Source organism: Paenibacillus sp. FSL H8-0457 (assembly GCF_038051935.1).
In the GTDB taxonomy this organism is placed as follows: domain Bacteria; phylum Bacillota; class Bacilli; order Paenibacillales; family Paenibacillaceae; genus Paenibacillus_AQ; species Paenibacillus_AQ lautus_A.
Genome location: NZ_CP150293.1, coordinates 206,709 through 230,348, shown reverse-complemented (window position 1 = coordinate 230,348; position 23,640 = coordinate 206,709). Strand labels below are relative to the sequence as shown.

Annotated in this window: 20 protein-coding genes and 1 tRNA gene; 4 read left to right on the top strand and 17 right to left on the bottom strand. The window is 51.2% G+C overall.

Annotated features, from left to right (window positions below; genetic code table 11):
• Positions 1–315: 315 nt before the first annotated feature.
• From eno to MHI43_RS01110, 6 genes are all read right to left on the bottom strand, one after another.
• Entirely contained in the window at positions 316–1,605 is a 1,290-nt protein-coding gene (gene eno / locus MHI43_RS01135; protein ID WP_009593642.1) for a phosphopyruvate hydratase, read from the bottom strand.
• A 49-nt stretch (positions 1,606–1,654) separates the two neighbouring features.
• Positions 1,655–3,199 (bottom strand): 2,3-bisphosphoglycerate-independent phosphoglycerate mutase, encoded by a 1,545-nt coding sequence (gpmI, locus tag MHI43_RS01130; RefSeq protein ID WP_012818439.1) that lies wholly within the window; start codon positions 3,197–3,199, stop codon positions 1,655–1,657.
• A complete protein-coding gene (gene tpiA / locus MHI43_RS01125) occupies positions 3,200–3,952 on the bottom strand; it encodes a triose-phosphate isomerase (RefSeq protein WP_036664929.1) in 753 nt (250 codons plus the stop codon).
• A 79-nt stretch (positions 3,953–4,031) separates the two neighbouring features.
• A complete protein-coding gene (locus MHI43_RS01120) occupies positions 4,032–5,213 on the bottom strand; it encodes a phosphoglycerate kinase (protein WP_012818437.1) in 1,182 nt (393 codons plus the stop codon).
• A 195-nt stretch (positions 5,214–5,408) separates the two neighbouring features.
• Positions 5,409–6,413, bottom strand: a complete 1,005-nt coding sequence (gene gap / locus MHI43_RS01115) for a type I glyceraldehyde-3-phosphate dehydrogenase (protein WP_009593640.1) — start codon at positions 6,411–6,413, stop codon at positions 5,409–5,411.
• Positions 6,414–6,512: 99 nt separating this feature from the next.
• Positions 6,513–7,556 carry a sugar-binding domain-containing protein gene (locus tag MHI43_RS01110; RefSeq protein WP_036664931.1) on the bottom strand — a complete coding sequence of 348 codons (1,044 nt, stop codon included), beginning with the start codon at positions 7,554–7,556 and terminating at the stop codon, positions 6,513–6,515.
• A 257-nt stretch (positions 7,557–7,813) separates the two neighbouring features.
• On the opposite strand from MHI43_RS01110, the gene MHI43_RS01105 reads away from it, so the two are divergent.
• Positions 7,814–7,888: transfer RNA gene (locus MHI43_RS01105), tRNA-Arg, on the top strand.
• Between the two features lie 162 nt (positions 7,889–8,050).
• Positions 8,051–8,647 (top strand): ATP-dependent Clp endopeptidase proteolytic subunit ClpP, encoded by a 597-nt coding sequence (gene clpP / locus MHI43_RS01100; protein ID WP_009593635.1) that lies wholly within the window; start codon positions 8,051–8,053, stop codon positions 8,645–8,647.
• Positions 8,648–9,129: 482 nt separating this feature from the next.
• Here clpP and MHI43_RS01095 read toward each other — a convergent pair whose 3' ends face one another.
• The 7 genes from MHI43_RS01095 to MHI43_RS01065 all read right to left on the bottom strand — a co-directional run bounded on the left by MHI43_RS01095 (position 9,130) and on the right by MHI43_RS01065 (position 15,742).
• Complete coding sequence (locus tag MHI43_RS01095) at positions 9,130–10,203, bottom strand: DUF4163 domain-containing protein (RefSeq protein WP_036664933.1); 1,074 nt, start codon at positions 10,201–10,203, stop codon at positions 9,130–9,132.
• A gap of 142 nt (positions 10,204–10,345) precedes the next feature.
• Complete coding sequence (locus MHI43_RS01090; protein WP_036665001.1) at positions 10,346–10,597, bottom strand: hypothetical protein; 252 nt, start codon at positions 10,595–10,597, stop codon at positions 10,346–10,348.
• Between the two features lie 233 nt (positions 10,598–10,830).
• A complete protein-coding gene (locus tag MHI43_RS01085) occupies positions 10,831–11,883 on the bottom strand; it encodes a spermidine/putrescine ABC transporter substrate-binding protein (protein ID WP_009593633.1) in 1,053 nt (350 codons plus the stop codon).
• 65 nt (positions 11,884–11,948) lie between these two features.
• Positions 11,949–12,710: an ABC transporter permease gene (locus MHI43_RS01080; protein WP_176502558.1), complete on the bottom strand. Its 762-nt coding sequence runs from the start codon at positions 12,708–12,710 to the stop codon at positions 11,949–11,951.
• Between the two features lie 45 nt (positions 12,711–12,755).
• Positions 12,756–13,604 (bottom strand): ABC transporter permease, encoded by an 849-nt coding sequence (locus MHI43_RS01075; protein ID WP_036664936.1) that lies wholly within the window; start codon positions 13,602–13,604, stop codon positions 12,756–12,758.
• Entirely contained in the window at positions 13,601–14,572 is a 972-nt protein-coding gene (locus MHI43_RS01070; protein WP_036664938.1) for an ABC transporter ATP-binding protein, read from the bottom strand. Before MHI43_RS01070 ends, MHI43_RS01075 begins: the two co-directional genes overlap by 4 nt.
• A 408-nt stretch (positions 14,573–14,980) precedes the next feature.
• Entirely contained in the window at positions 14,981–15,742 is a 762-nt protein-coding gene (locus MHI43_RS01065) for an SIMPL domain-containing protein (RefSeq protein ID WP_036664940.1), read from the bottom strand.
• Between the two features lie 311 nt (positions 15,743–16,053).
• Here MHI43_RS01065 and MHI43_RS01060 point away from each other — a divergent pair, with 311 nt between their 5' ends.
• Complete coding sequence (locus MHI43_RS01060) at positions 16,054–17,454, top strand: amino acid ABC transporter substrate-binding protein/permease (RefSeq protein ID WP_235201874.1); 1,401 nt, start codon at positions 16,054–16,056, stop codon at positions 17,452–17,454.
• Positions 17,447–18,175 (top strand): amino acid ABC transporter ATP-binding protein, encoded by a 729-nt coding sequence (locus tag MHI43_RS01055; protein ID WP_036664943.1) that lies wholly within the window; start codon positions 17,447–17,449, stop codon positions 18,173–18,175. Before MHI43_RS01060 ends, MHI43_RS01055 begins: the two co-directional genes overlap by 8 nt.
• A gap of 1,227 nt (positions 18,176–19,402) precedes the next feature.
• Here MHI43_RS01055 and MHI43_RS01050 read toward each other — a convergent pair.
• The 4 genes from MHI43_RS01050 to MHI43_RS01035 form a co-directional block, all read right to left on the bottom strand.
• Positions 19,403–20,482, bottom strand: a complete 1,080-nt coding sequence (locus tag MHI43_RS01050; protein ID WP_036664944.1) for a HAMP domain-containing sensor histidine kinase — start codon at positions 20,480–20,482, stop codon at positions 19,403–19,405.
• A complete protein-coding gene (locus MHI43_RS01045; protein WP_036664946.1) occupies positions 20,482–21,162 on the bottom strand; it encodes a response regulator transcription factor in 681 nt (226 codons plus the stop codon). The genes MHI43_RS01050 and MHI43_RS01045 overlap by 1 nt, the downstream gene beginning before the upstream one ends.
• Positions 21,163–21,200: 38 nt before the next feature.
• A complete protein-coding gene (locus tag MHI43_RS01040) occupies positions 21,201–22,997 on the bottom strand; it encodes an ABC transporter ATP-binding protein (protein WP_036664947.1) in 1,797 nt (598 codons plus the stop codon).
• Positions 22,998–23,319: 322 nt separating this feature from the next.
• Positions 23,320–23,589, bottom strand: coding sequence for an HPr family phosphocarrier protein (locus tag MHI43_RS01035; RefSeq protein ID WP_006207570.1), 270 nt, complete (start codon positions 23,587–23,589; stop codon positions 23,320–23,322).
• Positions 23,590–23,640 lie beyond the last annotated feature (51 nt).

Sequence of the window (23,640 nt, the reverse complement as noted above, 5' to 3'; positions counted from 1 at the left end):
AGCCCGGCTCATGTTACTTCACAGAGCTGAGCTTTCTTCTTTGCACTCCTATGAGATACTCACAAGCGGCTGCACACCTCCTTTCCTGCTCAGGTGCGTATATTGGTGGAGGAGCAGCGCGTTCGCCTTTAAAATCGGGAAGCTTCCTTAGCCTATTCCATTCCAGCTTCCCGATTTTAACAGCGACCGGAGACGATATACGCACCGCCCCACGGCACGATAACAGAGTGTGCAGCCCTAACCCCGCAGATCTCAAATGAATGCAAAAAAGCCCAGCTCCCTCTAAAACAGGAGCCGGGCTTTCTCTTATTTCAATTATTTTTGCTTCAGGTTGTAGAACGACTTCAAGCCGTTGTATTGAGCAAGCTCGCCCAATTGGTCTTCGATGCGAAGCAATTGGTTGTATTTCGCCACACGGTCGGTACGGGAAGGAGCACCCGTTTTGATTTGGCCTGCGTTAGTAGCCACTGCGATATCAGCAATCGTGCTGTCCTCGGACTCACCGGAACGGTGGGAGATGACAGCCGTGTATCCTGCGCGTTTTGCCATTTCGATCGCATCGAAAGTTTCAGTCAATGTACCGATTTGGTTAACTTTGATCAGGATGGAGTTACCGATACCCTCGTTGATGCCTTTTTCCAGACGCTCCGTGTTCGTAACGAACAGGTCGTCACCCACGAGTTGAATTTTGTTACCCAATTTCTCGGTGAGCAATTTCCAACCTTCCCAATCGTCCTCGGAGCATCCGTCTTCGATGGTTACAATCGGGTATTTGTCTACCCAAGAAGCGAGCAGGTCAACGAATTCTGCCGGCGTGAAGGATTTGCCTTCGCCTTCCAGAACATACTTGCCATCTTTGAAGAACTCGGTGGAAGCAACGTCCATACCCAGCAATACATCTTCGCCTGGCTTGTAGCCGGCTTTTTCGATCGCTTCGATGATGGAAGACAGTGCATCTTCGTTGGACGTGAAGTTAGGAGCGAAGCCGCCTTCGTCACCAACCGCCGTGTTCAGGCCTTTGCCCTTCAGAACGGATTTCAGGTTGTGGAAGATTTCAGCGCCCATGCGAAGAGCTTCTTTGAAGCTAGGTGCGCCAACAGGCAATACCATGAATTCTTGTACGTCAACGTTGTTGTCCGCGTGAGCGCCACCGTTCACGATGTTCATCATAGGCACTGGAAGTTGTTTGGCGTTGAATCCGCCAAGGTATACATACAGCGGAAGATCCAAAGCATCAGCAGCAGCGCGAGCTACAGCCATGGATACGGCCAAGATGGCGTTCGCACCCAATTTGCCTTTGTTTGGCGTACCGTCCAAAGCGATCATCAGTTTGTCGATGCCGAGTTGGTCCAAAGCGTCCATGCCGATCACTTCAGGAGCAATGATTTCGTTCACGTTCTCAACGGCTTTCAGAACGCCTTTGCCCAGGTAACGGGATTTGTCGTCGTCGCGAAGCTCAACAGCTTCGTGAACGCCAGTGGAAGCACCGGATGGAACGATAGCGCGACCGATTGCACCGGATTCCAGGTATACTTCAACCTCTACGGTTGGATTGCCGCGGGAGTCAAGGACTTCGCGTGCATATACATCAGAAATAATAGTCATGTGTATAGTCTCCTTTGAAATGTTATGTTTATGTTCCATTATGAACTACTTATTTACGTGCTGCAATCATGGAGGTTCCCGTCATCTCGTCAGGCTTCGGCAGCCCCATCAGATCAAGAATCGTTGGCGCGATGTCGGCCAGAATACCGCCTTCACGCAGCGTTACGTTCTCATCCGTTACGATGAACGGAACCGGGTTCGTGGTATGCGCGGTGAATGGACGGCCATTCTCATCGAATACCATGTCCGCATTTCCGTGGTCAGCCGTAATGATAACCACGCCGCCTTTGGCAAGAACGGCATCCACCACTTTGCCAACACACTCATCGGTGGTTTCTACCGCTTTAACGGTAGGCTCCAGCATACCGGAGTGACCAACCATGTCCGGGTTCGCGAAATTCAAGATGATCGCGTCATGCTTATCCGCTTCGATTTCTCTCACGCAAGCATCCGCCACCTCATAGGCGCTCATCTCCGGCTTCAGATCGTACGTCGCCACTTTCGGCGAGTTGATCAATACGCGCGTTTCGCCTGGAAGCTCAACATCGCGTCCGCCGCTGAAGAAGAACGTCACGTGCGGGTACTTCTCCGTTTCCGCAATGCGAAGCTGCTTCTTGTTGTGCTGAACCAACACTTCGCCCAGCGTGTTGTCCAGATCCTTCGGCTTGTAGGCGACGAAGCCTTCCACCGTCTCGCTGAACAGCGTCAAGCAGACAAAATGCAAGCTTTGCGGGAACTTCGGTCCGCGATCGAAACCACGGAAATCTTTGTTCGTGAACACTTGGGACAGCTGGATCGCACGGTCAGGGCGGTAGTTCAGAAAGATGACGGAATCTCCGCTCTCCACCAGACTTACCGGTTCTCCCGCGCCATTTACCATGACGGTCGGCTCCACGAATTCATCATAAACCGATTTCTCGTAGGATTCGGTGATGGCTTTCAGCGGATCCGTATATTTAGGGCCTTCGCCGTACACCATCGCACGGTAAGCCTTCTCGACGCGGTCCCAACGCTTGTCGCGGTCCATTGCGTAGTAACGACCGGAAAGCGTAGCGATTTGGCCAACGCCCACTTCCTCAATCTTCGCAATCAGATCCTTAACGAACTGCTTGCCGCTGTCCGGTGCCACGTCGCGTCCATCCATGAAACCATGGATGTATACGTCATGGAAATCTTCCTTCTTGCAAAGATCCAGCATCGCAAACATGTGCTCAATGTGACTGTGAACGCCACCGTCGGATACCAGCCCGTACAGATGCAGCTTCTTGTTGTTGTTCTTGGCAGCGCGAACGGCTTCCACCAGCGTTTCGTTCTCGAAGAATTCTCCTTCGCGAATCGACTTCGTGATGCGGGTCAAATCCTGATACACGATCCGGCCTGCGCCGATGTTCAAGTGACCCACTTCGGAGTTCCCCATTTGACCTTCCGGCAAGCCTACGGCTTCGCCGCAAGCGGTCAACGTGGTGTTCGGATATTGCTTCAAATACCGGTCGTAGTTAGGCTTGTTCGCTTGAGCGACCGCATTGCCCACCTCGGTGTTGCGAAGCCCGAAACCGTCCATGATGATCAGAGCTACGGGTTTTGGAGCAGACATTTACTTCGCCCCCTCAACGAGTGCGATGTAGGAAGCCGGTTGTAGACTTGCACCACCAACGAGCGCGCCGTCGATGTCACTTTGTCCCATATACTCCGCTACATTTTCAGGCTTCACGCTGCCGCCGTATTGAATGCGGACTTGGTCTGCAACGGTTTCGCCGTACAGGCCTTTAACGAGTTCGCGAATATAGGCGATGACTTCATTCGCATCCTCTGCCGTGGAGGATTTGCCCGTTCCGATTGCCCAGATTGGCTCGTAAGCAATAACGACATGAACCGCTTGATCAGCAGGAACACCTGCGAACGCTGCTTCCGTTTGTACTTTGCACACGTCTTTGGTTTGGCCGGCTTCGCGTTCTTCCAGCTTCTCGCCAACGCATACGATCGGAAGAAGACCATGACGGAATGCCGCATGCACCTTCTTGTTCACGATCTCATCGGTTTCAGCAAAATACTGACGGCGCTCGGAATGTCCAATAATGACGTAGTCCACGCCCAGGTCTTTCAGCATCAAGCCGCTGATTTCACCCGTAAAGGCGCCATTGTCTTCGAAATGAAGATTTTGTGCACCGATTTTGATGTTCGTGCCCTTTGCCGCTTCAACCAATGCAGGAAGATTGGTAAACGGCGCGCAGATCACGCTTTCCACGCCTTCTATTTCCGCTTTGCCTTTCACATCTTCAATAAATGAAGTTGCTTCCGGAACAGTTTTGAACATTTTCCAGTTACCAGCTATGATAGGTGTTCTCACACGATTCACTCCTTTATTCCCCCGAAGATTCTCCAGGGTCCAAACTTCATCCACTTGCTATCCAATGTAGTTCCTCATTCTATTTATCGTTCAGTGCCACAACACCAGGAAGTGCTTTGCCTTCCATGAACTCAAGAGATGCGCCACCGCCTGTCGAGATGTGATCCATCTTGTCGGCAAGGCCGAATTTCTCCGCTGCTGCAGCCGAGTCGCCGCCGCCGATAATCGTGTAAGCTTCCGTTTCCGCACAGGCTTGTGCCACTTCACGAGTACCGTTGCTGAACGGAGCGATTTCGAATACGCCCATAGGACCGTTCCACACGACAAGTTTGGAGTTCTTGATCACTTCTGCATACTTGGCGCGAGTCTTAGGACCGATGTCAACGCCTTCCCAATCGGCTGGGATGCCGTCGATATCAACGACCTTGGTATTCGCGTCTGCGCTGAATTCGTCCGTAACGACGATATCTTCCGGCAGGTAGAAGTTTTTGCCCAGCTCTTTGGCTTTTTCGATGAAACCGAGTGCCACATCAAGCTTCTCTTTATCAAGCAGAGATTGACCGATTTCATGGCCTTGAGCTTTGAAGAACGTGTAAGCAAGTCCACCGCCGATGATGACATTGTCAGCAAGCGTAAGCAGGTTGTCGATCACGTCGATTTTGTCCTTAACCTTCGATCCACCGATGATGGCGGTAAAAGGACGGTCCGGATTCGAAAGGGCTTTGCCGAGAACGGACAGCTCTTTCTCCATCAACAATCCCGATACGGCCGGAAGATGATGAGCAATCCCCTCTGTCGAAGCGTGCGCGCGGTGAGCAGCACCAAACGCGTCGTTCACGAACAGATCGGCCAGCTCAGCGAATTGCTTCGCAAGTTCCGGATCATTCTTCTCTTCACCAGGGTAAAAACGAACATTTTCAAGTACGAGCACATCGCCGTTTTGCAGCTTCTCGACTTGAGCTTTAACGGCTTCTCCTACCGCTTCATCCGCTTTGGCTACCGGTTTGCCGAGCAGTTCCGACAGACGCTGACTCGCCGGAGTCAGGCGCAAAGATTCTACGACCTCTCCTTTGGGACGACCCATGTGGCTGGCCAGGATGACTTTCGCTCCTTGCTCCACCAGATACTTAATCGTCGGCAAAGTCTCGCGAATACGAGTGTCGTCTGTAATTTTACCATCTTCGAGCGGTACATTGAAATCGACGCGGACAAACACCCGTTTGCCGCTTACTTCTACATCACGTACACTTTTCTTGTTCATCTCCACGTTCCTCCTAAGAAAACTATTCTCCTCACCGACAGCATGCAGTTGCTCTCGTATCTCTCTCTATCGTCTAACCAGCGCCCGGATTCTTATCTATTCTTCCCAGTGCTCTGGCATGAAAACAAGGAAAAACCATGAACCAAAGAGGAGACCCGTGAACGGAACTCCTCTTCGATTGAATGGCTAGATCAATTACAGACCTTTGCTTGCGATGTAAGCAGCGAGGTCAACGACACGGTTGGAGTAGCCCCACTCGTTGTCATACCAAGAAACAACTTTCACCATGTTGTCGCCAACTACCATAGTGGAGAGCGAATCGATAGTGGAAGAAGCTGGATCGCCATTGTAGTCGCTGGATACAAGCGGCTCTTCGGAGTAGTTCAAGATGCCTTTCAGCGGGCCTTCAGCAGCTGCTTTCAGAGCTCCGTTTACATCTTCAAGGGTTACGTTTTGGGACAGCTCAACTACGAGGTCCGTTACGGAAACGTTCTTCGTAGGTACACGCATTGCCATACCGTTCAATTTGCCTTTCAATTGTGGCAGAACGAGGCTAACCGCTTTAGCAGCACCTGTTGTGGATGGAATGATGTTTTCAGCAGCTGCACGAGCACGACGCAGGTCTTTGTGCGGAAGATCAAGCACTTGCTGGTCATTCGTGTAGGAGTGAACCGTAGTCATCATGCCTTTAACGATACCGAACTTCTCGTCAAGAACTTTAGCAAAAGGAGCCAAGCAGTTTGTTGTACAAGAAGCGTTGGAGATTACAGTATGGTTAGCTGCATCGTATTTGTCTTCGTTAACGCCCATAACGATGGTGATATCTTCGTCAGTAGCTGGAGCGGAGATGATAACTTTCTTAGCGCCGCCTTTCAAGTGAGCGGAAGCTTTGTCTTTCGCTGTGAAAATACCAGTGGATTCTACAACGATTTCAACGCCGTACTCAGCCCAAGGCAATGCTTCAGGGTTACGCTCAGCGAATACTTTCACTTCGCGGCCGTTTACAACGAGTGCGCCTTCTTTAGCTTCAACAGTTGCATTCAGTCTGCCATGAGTCGTGTCATATTTCAAAAGGTGTGCCAGCGTTTTTACGTCCGTCAAATCGTTGATTGCTACGATTTCAACTTCGCTGTTGTTCAGCGCAGCGCGGAATACGTTACGTCCAATACGTCCAAAACCGTTAATACCTACTTTAACCATGAGTAGTTCCCTCCATATTTGTAAAATTTATATATTCAAGATTGGCTGTTAAGCCAATCAAGACAACAAAAATGAAAAATCTGTTGTACGCCCGCGGACTCAGATGCCGGCGTCAATTTCCTTCTCGACTTCCAATGCCGCGGCTTCATCCGTAACGAGAATGTCCTCGTGCCCGAATTTCAGCACCGCGTGAATCGCTTTGCCCTTGCCTTTCCCTCCAGCAATGCCGATGATGGTCTCTGTCCGCATAATATCCTCAAGCCGGAGTCCAAGGGTAAGCATTTTGTGGACAACTTCGCCATCTTCGCTGAAATAATAGCCGAAGGATTCCGCGATCGCGCCATCTGCCTGCAAGTTCCGGATAGAGCCTTCATCCAGCTTCCGCCGTCTGGCCATCTCCATGGCATCCCCGATGCCGTGAATAATGACGCGGCTGCGCCTGATCACATCCACGATCTCTTGGATGTGCTGATCCTGAACCAACGATTGATAAGCATCCTCGCTGAGCAGATCCGGAACATGAAGCAATCGGTACTCAGCCCCAACGCGCTTAGCCATTTTGGAAGCAATGGTGTTCGCTTGAATCTCCATGCTCTCCCCGAGGCCGCCACGCGCCGGCACAAACCAAGTGCTTGTCAACGGTTCGCCGCCAGGCAAAGAGGACATCTGCTCTGCCACTTCGGCGAGCGTGGAGCCGCCTGTTACGGCAATCGTATCTCCATCCTGGACAAAGTTAAGCAGCGTTCTTGCTCCGGCCCGGCCAAGCTCACGTTTGACTTCCGGAGATGACTCGCTGTCACCGGGAATAATGACCACTTTACGAAGCCCGTAAGCCTGACGAATCTTCTCTTCCAGTTCAACCAGTCCGAACAACTCATTCATGACCGGTTCCAACTCCTCCAGCAAGCATATCCCTGAGCCGCTGATCCGCATGCCGAGCGTTTCAATCTCGATCAGCCCTTGCGCTTTCAGAAGATCAGTCTCTGCTCTGAGAACACGCTCGGTCATCGATAACGATGAAGCCAGTGTTCTTCGGCCAACAATTCCGGACAACTTGATCTGATGAAGGATGGTATACCTTCGTTTAAGAGTGTCCATCAGATCCGGCAGAAGTTGCTCTTGTATTTCTAATAGGTTACGCATGCATTCCACTCCTGCAAACTTCGTCTCGGCTCTCCTACCTGGTCGTAAAATGTCCCAGTTAAACTTTTTAAGTCCCACCCTTATTCTAACCAATAATCATGCCGGTTGCAAGTGTCCGAAAGTATATTTCTCTACCCCAGGCATTCTTATACATTATGGCCAACTACCGGCTCGTCTATATAATAGGAACAAAGTTTTGTCCGCTATTGTATTTTTGAAATAGATGCGGTATAATCAACTTCGTTGCTGATTTTTGTGCGCCCGTGGTCCAATGGATATGACGTAGGCCTCCGGAGCCTGAGATCGAGGTTCGATTCCTCGCGGGCGCGCCATTATAACATTTATTCTCTATACTGATTACCCTAAAGTGCCCATAACGGCTCTTTTTTTTACTCAATAGTTTGACTTTCTTTGACTTTTTGATTTAAATTGTTTATCATGTGGGTAATACGGTAACAGTATTTATATGAGGTACTTAAGAGGAGGTTTTCCACGTGAGTTTTATACCTATGGTCGTTGAACAAAGCAACCGCGGTGAGCGGGCGTACGACATCTATTCCAGATTGCTGAAAGACCGCATTATCTTCCTCGGCTCCGACGTAAATGACGTGGTCGCCAATTCCATCATTGCCCAAATGCTGTTCTTGTCGGCTGAGGATCCCGAGAAGGATATTCATCTTTACATCAACAGCCCTGGCGGTTCCATTACCGCAGGTATGGCGATATTCGATACGATGCAGTTCATCAAGCCGGACGTCTCGACGATCTGTGTCGGCATGGCTGCTTCCATGGGCGCATTCCTGCTCAACGCAGGCGCTAAAGGCAAACGTTACGGACTGCCTAACAGCGAGATTATGATTCACCAGCCGCTCGGCGGCGCACAAGGTCAAGCCACGGATATTGAGATCCGTGCCCGCCGCATTCTGAAAATGCGCGACAAGCTGAACCGCATCCTGTCCGAACGCACCGGCCAACCGCTGGAGCGCATCGAGAAGGATACTGATCGCGACTACTTCATGACGGCTGACGAAGCCAAAGAGTATGGACTGATCGATCAAGTACTGGAAAACACACCGCCGCAAGGCTTATAAAAGAAATGAAGTAAAGGGCAGGCGCCGTTATCCGGTGCCTGCCTTTTCTTATCCTCTGGATTCATTGAAAACTTCGAGTACTAAATAGTGAGAGTATCCCCTTCGGTCGCTGTTGAAATCGGGAAACTGGAATGAATTGAAAAAGGTTGTTTCCCGATTTCAAAGGCGAACGCGTTGCTCCTCCAAGGATACTCTCACTTCGGTACGATTTTTTCAATAAAACATAAAGACGGTAAGGCCATCCCCTCCTAAAAGGCCTGTCTTAACTTGAGGGGAGGGGAAAAAGGGCACGCCTATTGTGAAATACACAAAAAATCCCCTGATCATAGGGCGCAGGAGTATATGCTCCACGCTCAAGTGATCAGGGGATTTATCGCAACTGGTTCCAGTACAGTGTTACATCAGGACAACATCATGTATCTAAACAAGCTATAGTATGAAAATAAATGATGGCAGTTTACACAAACCACTTACCGTATACTTTACTTCCACTCTTTCAGCTTCAGCTCAAACTCAGGAAATCCATAGGCATAGGCGGTGTACTCATAAAGCTGGAAGTACAGCACCGCCGCGTTATCCTTCACGTAGAAGTCGGCATCGGCAGGCACTCCCTCAAAACCGCCGAGATAACCTCCCACTTTCTTCATCTTGCTCAGCACAAGGTTGTTCAGCTTCTGCTTGTTCTTGCCCTGCATGTTGATGAAATCCCCCAGCTTCATTTGCTTGCCGTCCTTCAAGGAGAACGTGAAGCTTTTACGGAAGGTCATGCCATGGGCACCACCGGTGTACGAATAATCGTACGCCGTAATGCTCAAGATGTCGTTCTGGTTGTAATGGACCACGAAGTCGCCGCTGAATTCGTAAGGGAAACTGGATTCCGACGGCGGGAATTCCTCGGCGTTTCCTTCCGCACCGGTGATTACGCCGGACGCATTTTCTTTCAACACTTTGTTGATTTCGGCTTGGACCTCCGCATTCTCGAGTCCGCTGATTACAGGATAGTTCACTACAGCGTCTACGCCCTGAATTTTCTTCTTCAGCGCAACCGATTTAATGGTAATGTCATTCAGCTTCTTCTGTGTCATGCTCAGTGTTTTCAAGGAAGGATTCCATTGTCCCTGAACGCCCATGTATTCGCTGATCGTTTTGAACGGCAGATACAGACGTCCATTGATGATCTGCCCGCCAGGCTCGCCGGCATACGAGCCGTTCAACAGAATGCCGATTTCGTTTGCAGCATACACGGCGGCGCTCAGCTTGTTATAGCCGTTACCCAGTGTATACGTGCGGTTTTTGGAATCATATTTAAGAGGCATCCCCAGACCATCCCGCAAAGCGGTCGCTGGCACATAAGTTACCCCATGCAGCACTAGACCTTTTTGTGACAAGGTTTTGCCGTTCCATTTCAGTACAACTTCATTTTTGGACGTTTTTTGGCTGGCGGAAACGGGTGCCTTAGCGGCGCTTGCATCGATGACCTGTCCGCTCAAACCAAGACTACCAAGCAGGACACTAGTTGCAATTAATGATGCACATACACGAAATTTAGGATTCATATCAGAATTCCACCTTTGTTAAATTAAGTTTCCGTTAGTTGTTAATCTATTACCCTTAATCATTATAAGGAAAGCTTTCAATGTATTGGTAACAAAGTGAATGACAATTTTGACTCCATGCCATAGGACCTACACATTCTCATTACTCTTTCCGGACGAACGCCGCTGCGCTAAGAAACACACCGAACAAGAGAGCGCTTGAACCCGCAAGCAGCAGTAATTCACTGCCTTGGACAACGTAAGCAAGAAGAATCAAACCGATGCCAACGAGTGCACTGTGAATGCTCGTCAGCAGCAGATGCAGCGCGCTTATCCTGAAAAAATTCAGAAATAAAACAGCGGCGATTCCTGCAACAATCAAAGCAATAAACCCCATGCTCGTCAGATCACTCAAGCTGTTTCTTCCTTTCTGGGATACCCCATTTATAAAAAACGGGTCTAAACGGTATACAACCTCCTTATATATAACAACGAAAAGGATCCTGAAGTTGTGGTGGAATTCCTGAAAATCGGCCAATTCTTCCCACTTTGGGACTAATGTCTCATTCTGCCCTGCAAAAAAAAGAGCCCATCCCCTTAGGGGACAGGCCACCTTTATTACAAAAATATGAAGAACTGAAGCTTATACTAACGACCGCTCTTCAGTTCGGTCCATAAACGATCATAGACGGAGAGCGAGTCACCGACATTATCGAGCCACTCGGTACGGCCCAGCTCCTCTTCCGTCAGGTTGATCATCGTATTGGCGCGGTATTCCTCGCTATGGAATTCCATCGCTTTGGTGTTCGGATTGCTGTATCCGATAAATTCATAGTTTTTGGCGCTGACTTCGGGCTCCATCATGAAGTTGATGAATTTTTCGGCCAGCTCCTTATTCTTCGCACCTTTAGGAATCGCGTAGTTGTCCGAGAATATGGTCGCTCCTTCTTCAGGCACCACGTACGCTACATCCGGATTCTCCGCCGCGATGAACGCCGCGTCTCCGGACCAAACCGTGGCAATCCAGCCTTCCTCCTGAATCATCTTCTGCTTAATATTGTCCGTATCAAACGCAAGGACATTCGGCAGCAGTGTCTTCAGCTCATCGGATGCAGCCGTGATTTCCGCCTCATCCGTGCTGCTGTTGGATTTCCCTTGCTTTTTCAGCGCCATGCCGATCATTTCCCGGTTGTCGTCCAGAAGCAGGACTTTGCCCTTGTATTCCGGATTCCAGAGGTCTTCCCAGCTGTTAATTTCGTCCTTCACATACTTCTTGTTATATGCAATTCCCGTTACGCCGGACGTGTATACGATCGAATATTTATTACCCGGGTCATAAGACGGATCTTTGAAAGTATCCGTAATATTGACGAAGTTCGGGATATTATTCATGTCAAGCGGCTCAAGCAGCTCCGATTCAATCATCGTTTTGACCATATAATCGGACGGCTGAATGAGGTCATAACCGCTGCCGCCAGCCTTGATCTTAGCCAGCAGGTCTTCATTGTTCGCGTAGTTGTCGTAGGTTACCTTCACGTCGAACTTCTCCTCAAAGTCCTTCAGCACCTCGGGATCGAAGTTATCCGCCCAGCTGTAAATATGAAGCGTCTCCTTATCCGAGCCGCAGCCGGCCAGCAGTCCTACAGACAATACCGCAACCATGCCTGCCGTCAGCAGGCGGGTCCATCTTGATTTTTTCAATTCAATATCTCCTCTCTTTCCACTTGCATGTTTTAGTTTTATTTCGAAAAAAGCGTTTCTATCGCTTAGATCGGTAATGTTTTGTGTTTCTTCTGCCCATTGCCGCGGTTAAGAATATATTGGGCTAACAGGATCAGCGTGATGCTGACCAGTATGAGCAGCGTGCACAGCGCGTTGATCTCTGGCGAGATGCCGCGCTTCACCTGAGCGTATATATAGATCGGCAGCGTGGTTGAGCTTGGGCCGGCGACGAAAAAGCTGACCATAAAATCGTCCAGCGACAGCGTGAAAGCAATCAATGCGCCGGAGATAATGCCCGGTGCAATCTGTGGCAGCGTGACGTGCCGGAACGTTTGCCAAGGCGTGGCGCCCAAATCCTGGGCAGCCTCATCCAGCTGTTTGCCCATTCCCGACAGTCGGGCCGTTACCACGACATAGACATACGACAGGCTGAACGTAATATGGGCGATGATCACCGTTGCCTTGCCAAGCGGCATGTTCAGTTGACTGAACAGCACCAGCAGCGACAGCCCCATAATAATATCCGGGATGATGACCGGCAGATACAGCAGGCCATTCATGCCGCTGCGGCCTTTACGCCCCAAATTCCGAAGCGAGAGCGCCGCTGCGGTACCGAGCAGGGTGGAAACGATCGTCGAGATGACGGCCACCGTCAAACTGTTCATCAGCGCTTCCATCACGTGCCGATTCTGGAATAGCGACACATACCAATCCATCGTAAAGCCTTCCCAATTGCCGCTAAGCCGCGTATCGTTAAAGGAATAGATGATAATCATGACGATGGGTACATAGATGAAAGCCATCATAAGGAAAGAGTGAATCCCGAGCAGCGGGTGATTCTTCTTTTTCACTTATCTCCCCTCCCCTACGCGTTGATGGCGGGCTTGCATCGCCCGGTTAAAGAGCAGGATCAGCACCAGGGACGTAATCACAAAAATAACCGATAACGCCGCTCCAAAGGGCCAGTTGCGCGCACCCAGGAACTGCTGCTGAATGATATTGCTGATCATGGAGGACTTGGCGCCTCCCAATATATCCGTAACGACAAACATTCCGGAAGTCGATACATAGACCAGAACCGCACCCGTCATGATGCCGGACTTGCTCTGAGGCAGGGTAATATGCCGAAATGCCTTCCATCTGGAAGCGCCCAGATCGCTGGCCGCATCCAGCAGACGTTTGTCCATCTGCTCCAAGGCCACGTAAATCGGCAGCACCATGAACGGAATGAAGTTATACACCATCCCGAGTAGTACGGCGCCATACGTATACAGCATCTGAATCGGCTCGTCGATCCATCCAACCCACATCAGCAGGCTGTTTACCACGCCTTGCGTCCGGAGCAGCAGAACCCACGCATAGGTTCGAATCAAAAAGTTGATCCAGAACGGAACCGTGATCAGAATCAATCCCCAGGTTTGGATACGCGGGGAAGCGTTGGCTATATAATAGGCCAAAGGATAGCTGACTAACAAGCAGATCACCGTAGTCAGCAGCGACAGTACCAAGGTATCCCAGTAGATGCCCAAATATAATGGATCAAAAAAAGTCTTGTATCCTTCCAGACTGAAGGAAAACACGACATTCCCGAGCGAATCCCGCGAGAGAAAGGAAATGCCGACCACGATCAGCATCGGAACGATCAGGAACAGGGATAACCACAGCAGCACCGGAGTCAACAGGAACCTTGATTTCCTCATGGCCCGATGATCACCTCATCCTTGGCGTTCCAGTTCACCCCAACCCGTTCGCCAACCTCCCACGGATGGTCATCCGAGATATCGAGGGCAATCGTGACCTTCATCGGCTCATCGTCCAATTGGACCAGCAGCTTATGAACGCTGCCGAGGTACTGCACATCCTCAATCACGCCGCTCTTCTTGGCACCCGATTCCCGCTGCGGAATGAGTTTCTCCGGCCGTACGGCAAAAAGCCCCTCAGGCGAGGAGAAGACGTTATTCTCCCCTACAAACGTGGCGGCAAACAGCGTTTGCGGTCTCGCATAGATCTCGCGCGGCGTGCCGATTTGCTCTACCCGTCCATGGTTCATGATGACGATCCGGTCGGACAGCATCATGGCTTCCTCTTGGTCGTGCGTTACATAGACAAACGTGATCCCGAGCGTCCGCTGCAAATGCTTGAGCTCGGACTGCAGGTTCTTGCGCAGCTGCAAATCCAGCGCGCCGAGCGGTTCATCCAGCAGCAGCACCTTCGGCTTGTTGGCGATGGCGCGCGCAATGGCCACGCGCTGCTGCTGTCCGCCGGACAACTGGTGCGGGAAGCGATCCCGCAAGGCGGTCAGCTGCGTCATCGCAACAGCCTCGTCCACGCGCTCCTTGATGAGCTGGCGCGGCATTTTTTTCATTTTCAGTCCAAAAGCGATATTGTCTTCTACGGTCATATGCGGAAACAGAGCATAGTGTTGGAATACCAAATTCAAATCCCGCTTGTTCGCAGGCATATCCGTCACATTCTGACCCGCCAGCCATACCTGTCCTTCGGTCGGCTGCTCGAATCCTGCTATCATTCGGAGAATCGTCGTTTTGCCGCAGCCGCTGGGGCCCAGCAAAGTCAGGAATTCCCCTTCTTTAATGGAGAGCGACAGCGGATGCACGACCGCTTGTCCCTGAAAATGCTTCTCGATCTGGACAAGTTCAATCACATGCATCAACCCCTTCTTCAAAATGTGACCTGTTCGTTTCCATGTGTACATCCTATTACCAGTATGCACAAAAACGTTCTCCACTAAGAAGAAACGGTCCTACTGCCTGTTATGCTCAGGTTGGCAGAATCCGTTTCTTAAGGGTGGAGGCGGTTAGAAGTCTCTACTAAGAAAAAAAAGCCATATCCATGGGTATGGCTTTAAACGTTAGATCAAAGTTCAGTTTTTCGCATATTCACTATACCTCGTTTTCCCCCTATACACAACACTTTTCTGTGTATTTCGACAGGGGAAGGGCCGGATATGGCACCGGAAAATGGTATTTCATTTTTTTATATGACATGCTAAAAAACCGTTCGCCCGATAAAGACCGGAATGAACGGTTTTCTCGCATGCTGCGTCGATTACAGCGAACTACTTCAGCTGGTATTGCACGTACAGCTGTGTCGTGATTTTGATCTCGCCCGGCTTCACGGAGGTGTTTGCGCCCGCGTCCGCTGCCGTGGACTGAGCCTCCATCGCCATTTTTTCGAGGCCATAGATGGTATCTACGCCAACGGAACCTTCCACAATGTTCAGTACGATACCGAGTTGACGCTTGGACGCCTTGGCCATCGCTTGTGCCTTCAGGTCTGCGTTAGCCATCGCCTTATCAATCACTTGAGCCTCGAACGCATCGCGGTTCTCAACCGAGAAACGGGCGTTGCCAATAGAATTGGCGCCGGCTTCGGATGCTGCATCGAGCAGATCTCCGACCTTGCTCAGATCGCGAAGCGTAACTTCCAGGGAATGATAGGCGGTGTAATTTTTCACTTTACGTCCATTCTCATCGGAGTACGTATAGTTAGGCTGTACGTAGAACTGCTCGGTTTTGATATCCTTGTCGTCGATCTTCCAGGTTTCTTTCAACAGCTTCGTAATCTTATCCATTTTCAGCGCATTGCTCTTCTGTGCGGATTTTGCGGTTTCCGCATATGATTCTGCCCCGATGGAAAGATAAACGATATCTGGCTTCACCGAGATCTCGCCTTTACCAAGTACGGTAAGAAGGTTTTGCTGTGCTGCCTCCGCCGCGTGCACCTCGGTTGCTCCGCTCAACCCGACCCAAGCCGTGCTGCCAGTCAGCAGTGCGCCTGCAATCATGATAGAACCTACTTGTTTGACCCATCTTTTCATCTTTGTCAGCCTCCTTCGATATTGGCATCGCTGCCATGCTTGCCTTACCCTTCTAACGTGAGGGCATTGGTAAATGTTGCATCCGAATCGGAGCGTTTTGATATTTTTCTTGTAATAAATTTTTTACGCCCAATTCATTGGTATTTCTAGGCATGATTGGCTATTTAGCCAAATAAGATACCGAATGAAGCCGGAAGCTGCTGTTTAACATGGAAGCCTTAATGGGTAACTAACTTACACGGTGTTAAGAACAGGAGGTCATTATGAAATCATTGCGTGTATTCTACGTGTTCATGTCACTGCTGCTCCTCATGGCCGTTGGCGTTCCCTATGGATCGGTAAGCGCGGCGGGAGAGCCAGCCTCCGGCAAAACCTATCAGATCGGAACGGACGTTACGTTTGCCCCGTTTGAATTCCAGGATGCGAGCGGCAAATTTGTCGGCATCGATATGGATCTGCTGGATGCGATCGCGAAAGACCAGAACTTCAAATACGAGATCAAGCCGCTCGGCTTCAATGCGGCGGTTCAGGCGCTGGAAGCCAATCAGGTGGACGGCGTCATCGCGGGCATGAGTATCACGGATGAACGGAAGCAGAAATTCGATTTTTCCGACCCCTATTTTGATTCGGGCGTTGTCATGGCCATCCGCCAGGACCAGGAATCCATCAAATCCTATGAGGATTTAAGGGGGAAAAAGGTTGCTGTCAAAACCGGTACGGAGGGCTACAGCTTCGCGGAATCCATATCCTCCAAGTACGGCTTCACCATCGTGCCTTTTGACGATTCGGCCCAAATGTATGACGATGTCAAAACCGGCAATTCCGTTGCCTGCTTTGACGATTTTCCCGTCCTCGCTTATGGAGTGGAACAGAACAACGGACTGAAGATCGTTACGGATATGGAGCCGGGCGCCTCCTATGGATTTGCCGTCAGCAAGGGGCGGAACCAGGAGCTCCTGCAGAAATTCAACGCTGGCTTGATCAACCTGAGGGCCAGTGGAGAGTACGATCGCATTAAGGAAAAATATATCGGGGAGAATGCCGTAAGCGCACCGAATCAAAGCCGCTGGGGACTGATCGTAGAGTCGCTGCCTTCCCTGCTGAAGGGCCTTGGCAATACGCTGCTGCTGACCATCGTGTCGCTGTTTTTTGCGTTTTTCTTAGGGCTGATCTTCGGTTTCATGAAGGTCGGTCGCAATCGATGGCTCCGGGGCATCGCCACCGTATTCGTGGACATCTTCCGCGGCATTCCGCTGCTGGTGCTTGCCTTCTTCATCTACTTCGGCATTCCGCAGGCGTTCGGCTTTACGATGTCGCCGATCGTTGCAGCGGTCCTGACGCTGAGCTTGAATGCCGGTGCTTATGTCACGGAGATTATTCGCGGCGGCATTCAATCCATTGACCCCGGGCAGCTGGAGGCGGCCCGCTCACTCGGACTGCCATACCGCAAAGCCATGATGAAAATCATCATTCCGCAGGCGATCAAAGTCATGATTCCGACCTTTATTAACCAGCTGGTGATCACGCTGAAGGATACGTCCATCCTGTCGGTGATCGGTCTGGTCGAGCTGACCCAATCCGGGAAGATCATCATTGCGAGAACGTTCGCCTCGTTTGATATCTGGCTCGTGGTGGCCATCATGTATTTGGTCGTGATCACGATTCTGACGAAAATTTCGGACCGTCTGGAAAGGAAGGTGCGTCATGGATAAAATCCGCATAGAAGGACTGAAGAAGAGCTTTGGCACGAACGAGGTGCTGAAGGGAATCGATATGCAAGTCCAGGAAGGCGAGGTTGTCTGCGTGATCGGGCCATCGGGCTCGGGCAAAAGCACCTTTCTGCGCTGCATCAACCGGCTGGAGGAAATTTCGGCTGGCAGGGTCTTTGTCCATGATCAGGATATCAATGACCCTAAAACGAACATCAATAAGGCGCGCGAGAACATTGGTATGGTGTTCCAGCATTTTAATCTCTTTCCGCACTTCAACGTGCTGAGGAACATTACCTTCGCCCCGGTCGAGCTGGGCAAGCAAAACGCCGCAGAGGCACGTGCCACGGCACTGAAGCTGCTGGACCGAGTAGGCCTCTCCGACAAGGCGGAGGCTTTCCCGAGCCAGCTGTCCGGCGGTCAGAAGCAGCGCGTGGCGATCGCCCGGGCTTTGGCGATGAATCCCGACATCATGCTGTTCGACGAGCCGACCTCGGCGCTGGACCCGGAGATGGTCGGCGAGGTGCTCGGCGTCATGAAGAACCTGGCGCGCGAGGGCATGACGATGATGATCGTTACGCATGAGATGGGGTTTGCCCGCGAGGTTGCGGACCGGGTCATCTTCATGGACGGCGGGTATATCGTAGAGGAAGGTCCGCCGGAAGAGGTGTTCGGCAGCCCGAAGCATGAGCGGACGATCAGCTTTCTGGAGAAGGTGCTGTAACGGTGCAGCTGAACCAGCTGTGCGGCTGCATACACCTTGCCTGTGCGCACGGTGAGTGGCCTCGGGGTGCGCTTGGATGGCTGTCGACAGTTCAAAGCAGCAACAGCAACCTATGGTCCGGCTGGCCCGTTAGAGTGAAACCTGGTTATTGTACGGCTGTGGAATGATATCTGTATGTTATCGTGTGGCTATGGAATGACATCTGCCTATAATCGTACGGTTATGGTATGGCATCTGCCTATAATCGTACGGCTATGGTATGGCATCTGTATGTTATCGTACGACTATCTATGGCATCTGCATCTGATCCTCTAGAGCCCACTTCGATGGTTATACGATGGCTACATGCTGCTTTAGAGCAGCTAACGGACCGAGAGGACCTTATTCGAGGAAAAATAGGGACTTTTCGAAAATTACCGGACCGAGGATCCGTTATTCCTTCAAAAAGGCTGCATTTGCCTATACAAATTCTTGAATAACGGATCTAGTGTCCGCTATTTCCAAATATGGCCGTGATTTCGGCAAATAAGGTCTATGGTGTCCGTTAAACTCCCGAGATTGCCAGGGAAATGTTTATACTACTCTCGCATCATCCCTGTAATGCCTTGAATCACTTGTTGCTTGAGTTGGTTGACTTACTTGTAATGTCTGAATTACTTATATTACTGGTTTGGCTTGTAATGCTTGTATCTTGTATTGCGTGTAATGCTTGTATTGTGTGTACTCCTTGTAATGCTTGAATCACTTGCATTGCTTAAATCATTTGAATCCCTACCTGTTTTTTGTATGCTTGCATTGATTGCTTTTGGTAATGCTTGACTTCCTGTATTCCTATTAATGGTTGAATTGCTCATATGGCTCATATGACTTGTATTGCTACTGCTTGTACGAACGCGCTGCTATCTACTGTTTTAGCTAAATTACCTGCTCTTCCCCGTCTGCGGAAAACTTGTACATATCGCACTTTTAACTCAATAAGGAGTAGGGACGACAAGTCCTTACTCCTTATTTATGGCTATGACCCGTCCCCTACTAAAAGTGCCCGGAAGCCAGCCATGGTTCCCACGCAGTGACCGTCTTTGCTCAGAAAAGCCAAATCACTGCCGATCCATGATCTTCCCAGTTCCTGAAGGAGAGCCCGCAACCATCACCGATTTTCTTTGGTTCTCCCAGCTCGCTCGAGTTGCCCCAAACTTTATATAACTCTAAGCACCAAGCCGCGCACGATCACGGCTTTATATCGCCGGAACTCTTGTACGGCACCACCACGGTAAATGCCGATCCCTTCCCCGGCTCCGATTGGACCGTTATTCTCCCTTGGTGGATATCCACGATCCGCTTCACGATCGACAACCCAAGTCCGCTGCCGCCAGCCGCGCGATTACGCGATTTGTCCGCTTTGTAGAAGCGCTCGAAGATATGCAGCTGATCCGAGTCCGACATCCCGACCCCCGTATCGGTCATGGTAACCTCGGCTCCGTCTTCCCCTGCTTTCAGCACGATGGTGATCATGCCGTCCTCGGGCGTGAACTTGATGCTGTTGTGCAGCAAGTTGGTCCACACTTGACTCAGCAGATCCTCCGTCGCCTCAATCTCGACCTCGGCGAGATCCAGATCCACCTGAATCCGCTTCGCCAGCCACTGCGGCTCATGCGCCAAGACGACCGCGCGCAGCTGCCCGTCGAGCCGGTAACGGGCCCTTTCGAAGGCAGGCTGATCGCCTTCCAGAGACGACAGCTTCAACAGATTGTCACTCAGCTGCGACAAGCGGCGGCCCTCTCCCTCGATGATCTCCAGGTAACGGGCTCTCTTCTCCTCGGTGAGACGTGGATTTCGGAGCGCCCTTGCAAACCCCCGAATCGAAGTGAGCGGGGATTGGATTTCATGGGACACGTTGGAGATGAAATCCTGCCGCATCGTCTCCATGCGCCCCAGCTCGCCGGCCATGTCGTTAATGCCGGAAGCAATCATCTTGAACTCCCCGCGCCATTGTTGTTCATCCATCTTCACACTGAAATCCCCTTGGGAGATCCGGCGCATGGCATCCGTTATGGAATTCAGCATGGCCATTTGCCGGTGCTTGAAGAACATCCCCACGACCAGCATGAACAGGAAGAAGATCATGACGCCGACAAACAAGTCGATCAGCTGGACGGCATAATCCCATGGCGGCGTCCCCGTCCAGTTGTAAACAAACCGCGTCACGTAGGTCGCCGCCGTCCATGACGCTCCCAAGACCGCGAAGATTAGGATGGTCTGAATCGTTTCCCGAACGATTTTCCACAAGATTTTGAGCGGTCTCCTCATCAGCTCTCACCTGCCTCCAGGCGATACCCCAGGCCGCGCACCGTTCGAATCCTGAACCGGTACTTCTCCTCCGGGAACCGTTCCCGCAGGCGATTCACGTGAACGTCCAGCGTGCGTTCGTTCCCTTCAAAGTCATACCCCCATATATCCTCGATCAGCCGGTCGCGCGTCAGCGTGCTCCCCGGATAACTGGCCAGCTTGAAGAGCAGCTCAAACTCCTTTAACGGCAAGGTAAAAACCTCATCGCCGGCTTTGGCCTCATAAGTTTTACGGTTCATCTGCAAGTTCCCGATCGTGACCGTCTGCGATGCGGCTACCTGATATCGCTTCAGCAGCGCTTTGACGCGTACGACAAGCTCCGCGGGCTCAAAAGGCTTCACGAGATAATCGTCCGTGCCCAGCTCAAAACCCTTCACGATCTGTCTCGTCTCCCCTTTTGCCGTCAGCATCAACACCGGAATGCCGGTATTCCTCCGAATCTCCCGGCATAGCTCCCATCCGTCCATATTAGGCATCATGATATCCATCACGACCAGATCGACCGAAACTTGCTCCATCACGGACAGGGCCTCGACGCCATCCGAGGCCTCCATCACCTCTTCCATCCCCGCCTCCTCCAGGAACACCTTGATAAGTTCGCGGATGTTCGGATCGTCGTCCACAACCAATATTTTTGCCATGATGGCCCCCCTTCCTTCTATGGCTCTACAAGCTGCCTTTAAGCCTCGATTGCCTCATTCATCTGCAGCTGCTGAACGGCAAACTCCCTGTACATATCATGCTGCCCGATCAATTCATCATGCGTTCCCCGGCCGGTCACCGTTCCTTTTTCTATAAATATGATCTGATCGGCCCCCACCACCGTGGATAACCGGTGCGCGATAATGATCGTCGTCCGTCCAGCCATGAGGTTCTTGAGTGCCTTCTGCACCTCGATCTCGGAACGGCTGTCCAGACTGGAAGTGGCTTCGTCCAGCATCAGGATCTTGGGATCCCGCAGCAGAGCTCTGGCGATGGCAATCCGCTGCCGCTGTCCGCCCGAGAGCTTCACGCCCCGTTCGCCCACATCCGTATCATAGCCGCTTGGCAGCTCATCAATAAATCCATCGGCATACGCCATTTCTACCGCTCTTCGAAGCTCAGCGTCACTCACTTCCCGGTCCATTCCGTAACATAAGTTGTCGCGTATGGTTCCGGCAATCATCGGACTTTCCTGCGATACATAGCCGATCAATCCGCGCCAGGAGCGTAAGGAGAAGGTATCTATGGGCGTCTTGCCCAAGCGGATCTGTCCCTTCTGCGGCAGGTAGAAGCGCTCCAGCATGGAGAACAGCGTCGTTTTCCCTCCGCCGCTCGGCCCGACCACGGCCGTGACCGTCCCCGGCTCCATCTGAAAGCTGATATCATGCAGCACAAGCTCATCGGGCTTATACCCGAACGAAAGGTTCTCGATCGTCACCCGCTGGTTGGCATCCGCCACCTCGTCACCAGCCGTAATGGATTCTTCGTCTGCATCCAGGGTCTCCAATATTCGCTCCGTCGCTCCCTTCGCCTTCTGCAGCTGGGTAAAAAACGTCGTTAACTGCGTCATCGGCATGACGATCTGAATCAGGTACAGGATGAACGCAACCAGCTCTCCCGCGGTCAGTGCTCCGGTGGATACCTGCAGTCCGCCATACCCGATCACCACCACCAGCAGCATCATCAGCACAAAAGACATCAGCGGTGCGATCCAAGCAGAGACTACGCCTTCCTTGATACCGAAATTCAGCAGGTTGGTGATGCCTCTGTTCCCGTTCTCATACTCTCTATTCTCCGCATTAGAGGCTTTAACCAGCCGAATCTCCGACAGCACCTGGCTGATATTCGCCGTAAACGACGCCGTCTCGTCCTGCATGCCCAGCGATATTTTGTACATCTTCCTGCCGAGCGGGACAAGGATCAGCGCCGCTATCGGAATGACGATAAACATCGTCAGCGTCATTTTCCAGTTTAGATAAAGGAGCACCCCAATGGAACCCACAATGGAGATGATCCCGCTGAAGAATCCGGCCACATGGTCTGATATGAGGCTTTTGATCACTCCTGTATCATTCGTCATCCGGCTGACCGATTCCCCTGAACGGTTATGATCGAAATAGCGGATCGGCAGCACAAGCAGCTTTTTCCACAGCCGCTCCCTCAGGGCAGCCACCATCTTTTGTCCCGTATAGCTTAACAGAAAAATCGAGACCCCGGCAGCAATCGTCTGCACCACAAACGCGATGCCGAGCCCGATGACATGGGACCGATTCATATCCGTCAGCGAGAAGCCATCCACCAGGCTCTTCGTAAACATCGGTATGACAAGCCCGACCAAGGTTGAGATCACATTCAGCAGGATCGCCCCGATCAGCAGCAGCATCGGCGGTTTCGTTTCCTTCAATAACCGGAAGAACGCCTGGGAACCTGCTTTCTTGCTCCCGGCCTGTTCTTCGCGCTTGATTTCCTGTATAGCAGTACCCGTTGGACTCATTGTATTCCCTTCCCTTCCCATCCCTTTATATTGTCTGTAAGAAGAGAATATATCAGCAAGTTAAACTGAAGTTAAACGATGGCTTACGATTCGGAAAACAACGCAAAATAACCCCACCAAGTGGAGCTTATGCTTCGATGCTTATCCCCAATGCTTTGCGGCGACCCCGAAAACGGATTTAAAAAGGGACGGATGTCTCCGCCCCTTCTCTTCCATCCATTCTTATGTACGCGACACACAAGCGAGAATCCAAAGGCAGCGCCTGATAGCAAAAAAAGCCTTGCTGTAACAAGACTTTTCTTAAACTTGAATCACGGTTACCCTATTGGTTCTCGAGTTCCTCTTTGCTCACCAAGTTCACGAGTGAAGTAACCGCTTGCTCAGCGTCAGCTCCCTCAGCACTAATGTAAACTTCCGTTCCTGAGCTGATCGCAAGGCTCATAATTCCCATGATACTTTTGGCATTTACTTTTTTATCATCTTTTTCAACAAAAATTTCAGATGAGTATTTATTCGCTTCCTGAACGAACAGCGCGGCCGGTCTGGCGTGAAGACCCGTCTTTAACCGAACGACTACCGGGTGCTTTGTCATGAAAATTACCCCCTATCTAATAAATCTGCTGCATTGAAAGCGCGATTGACA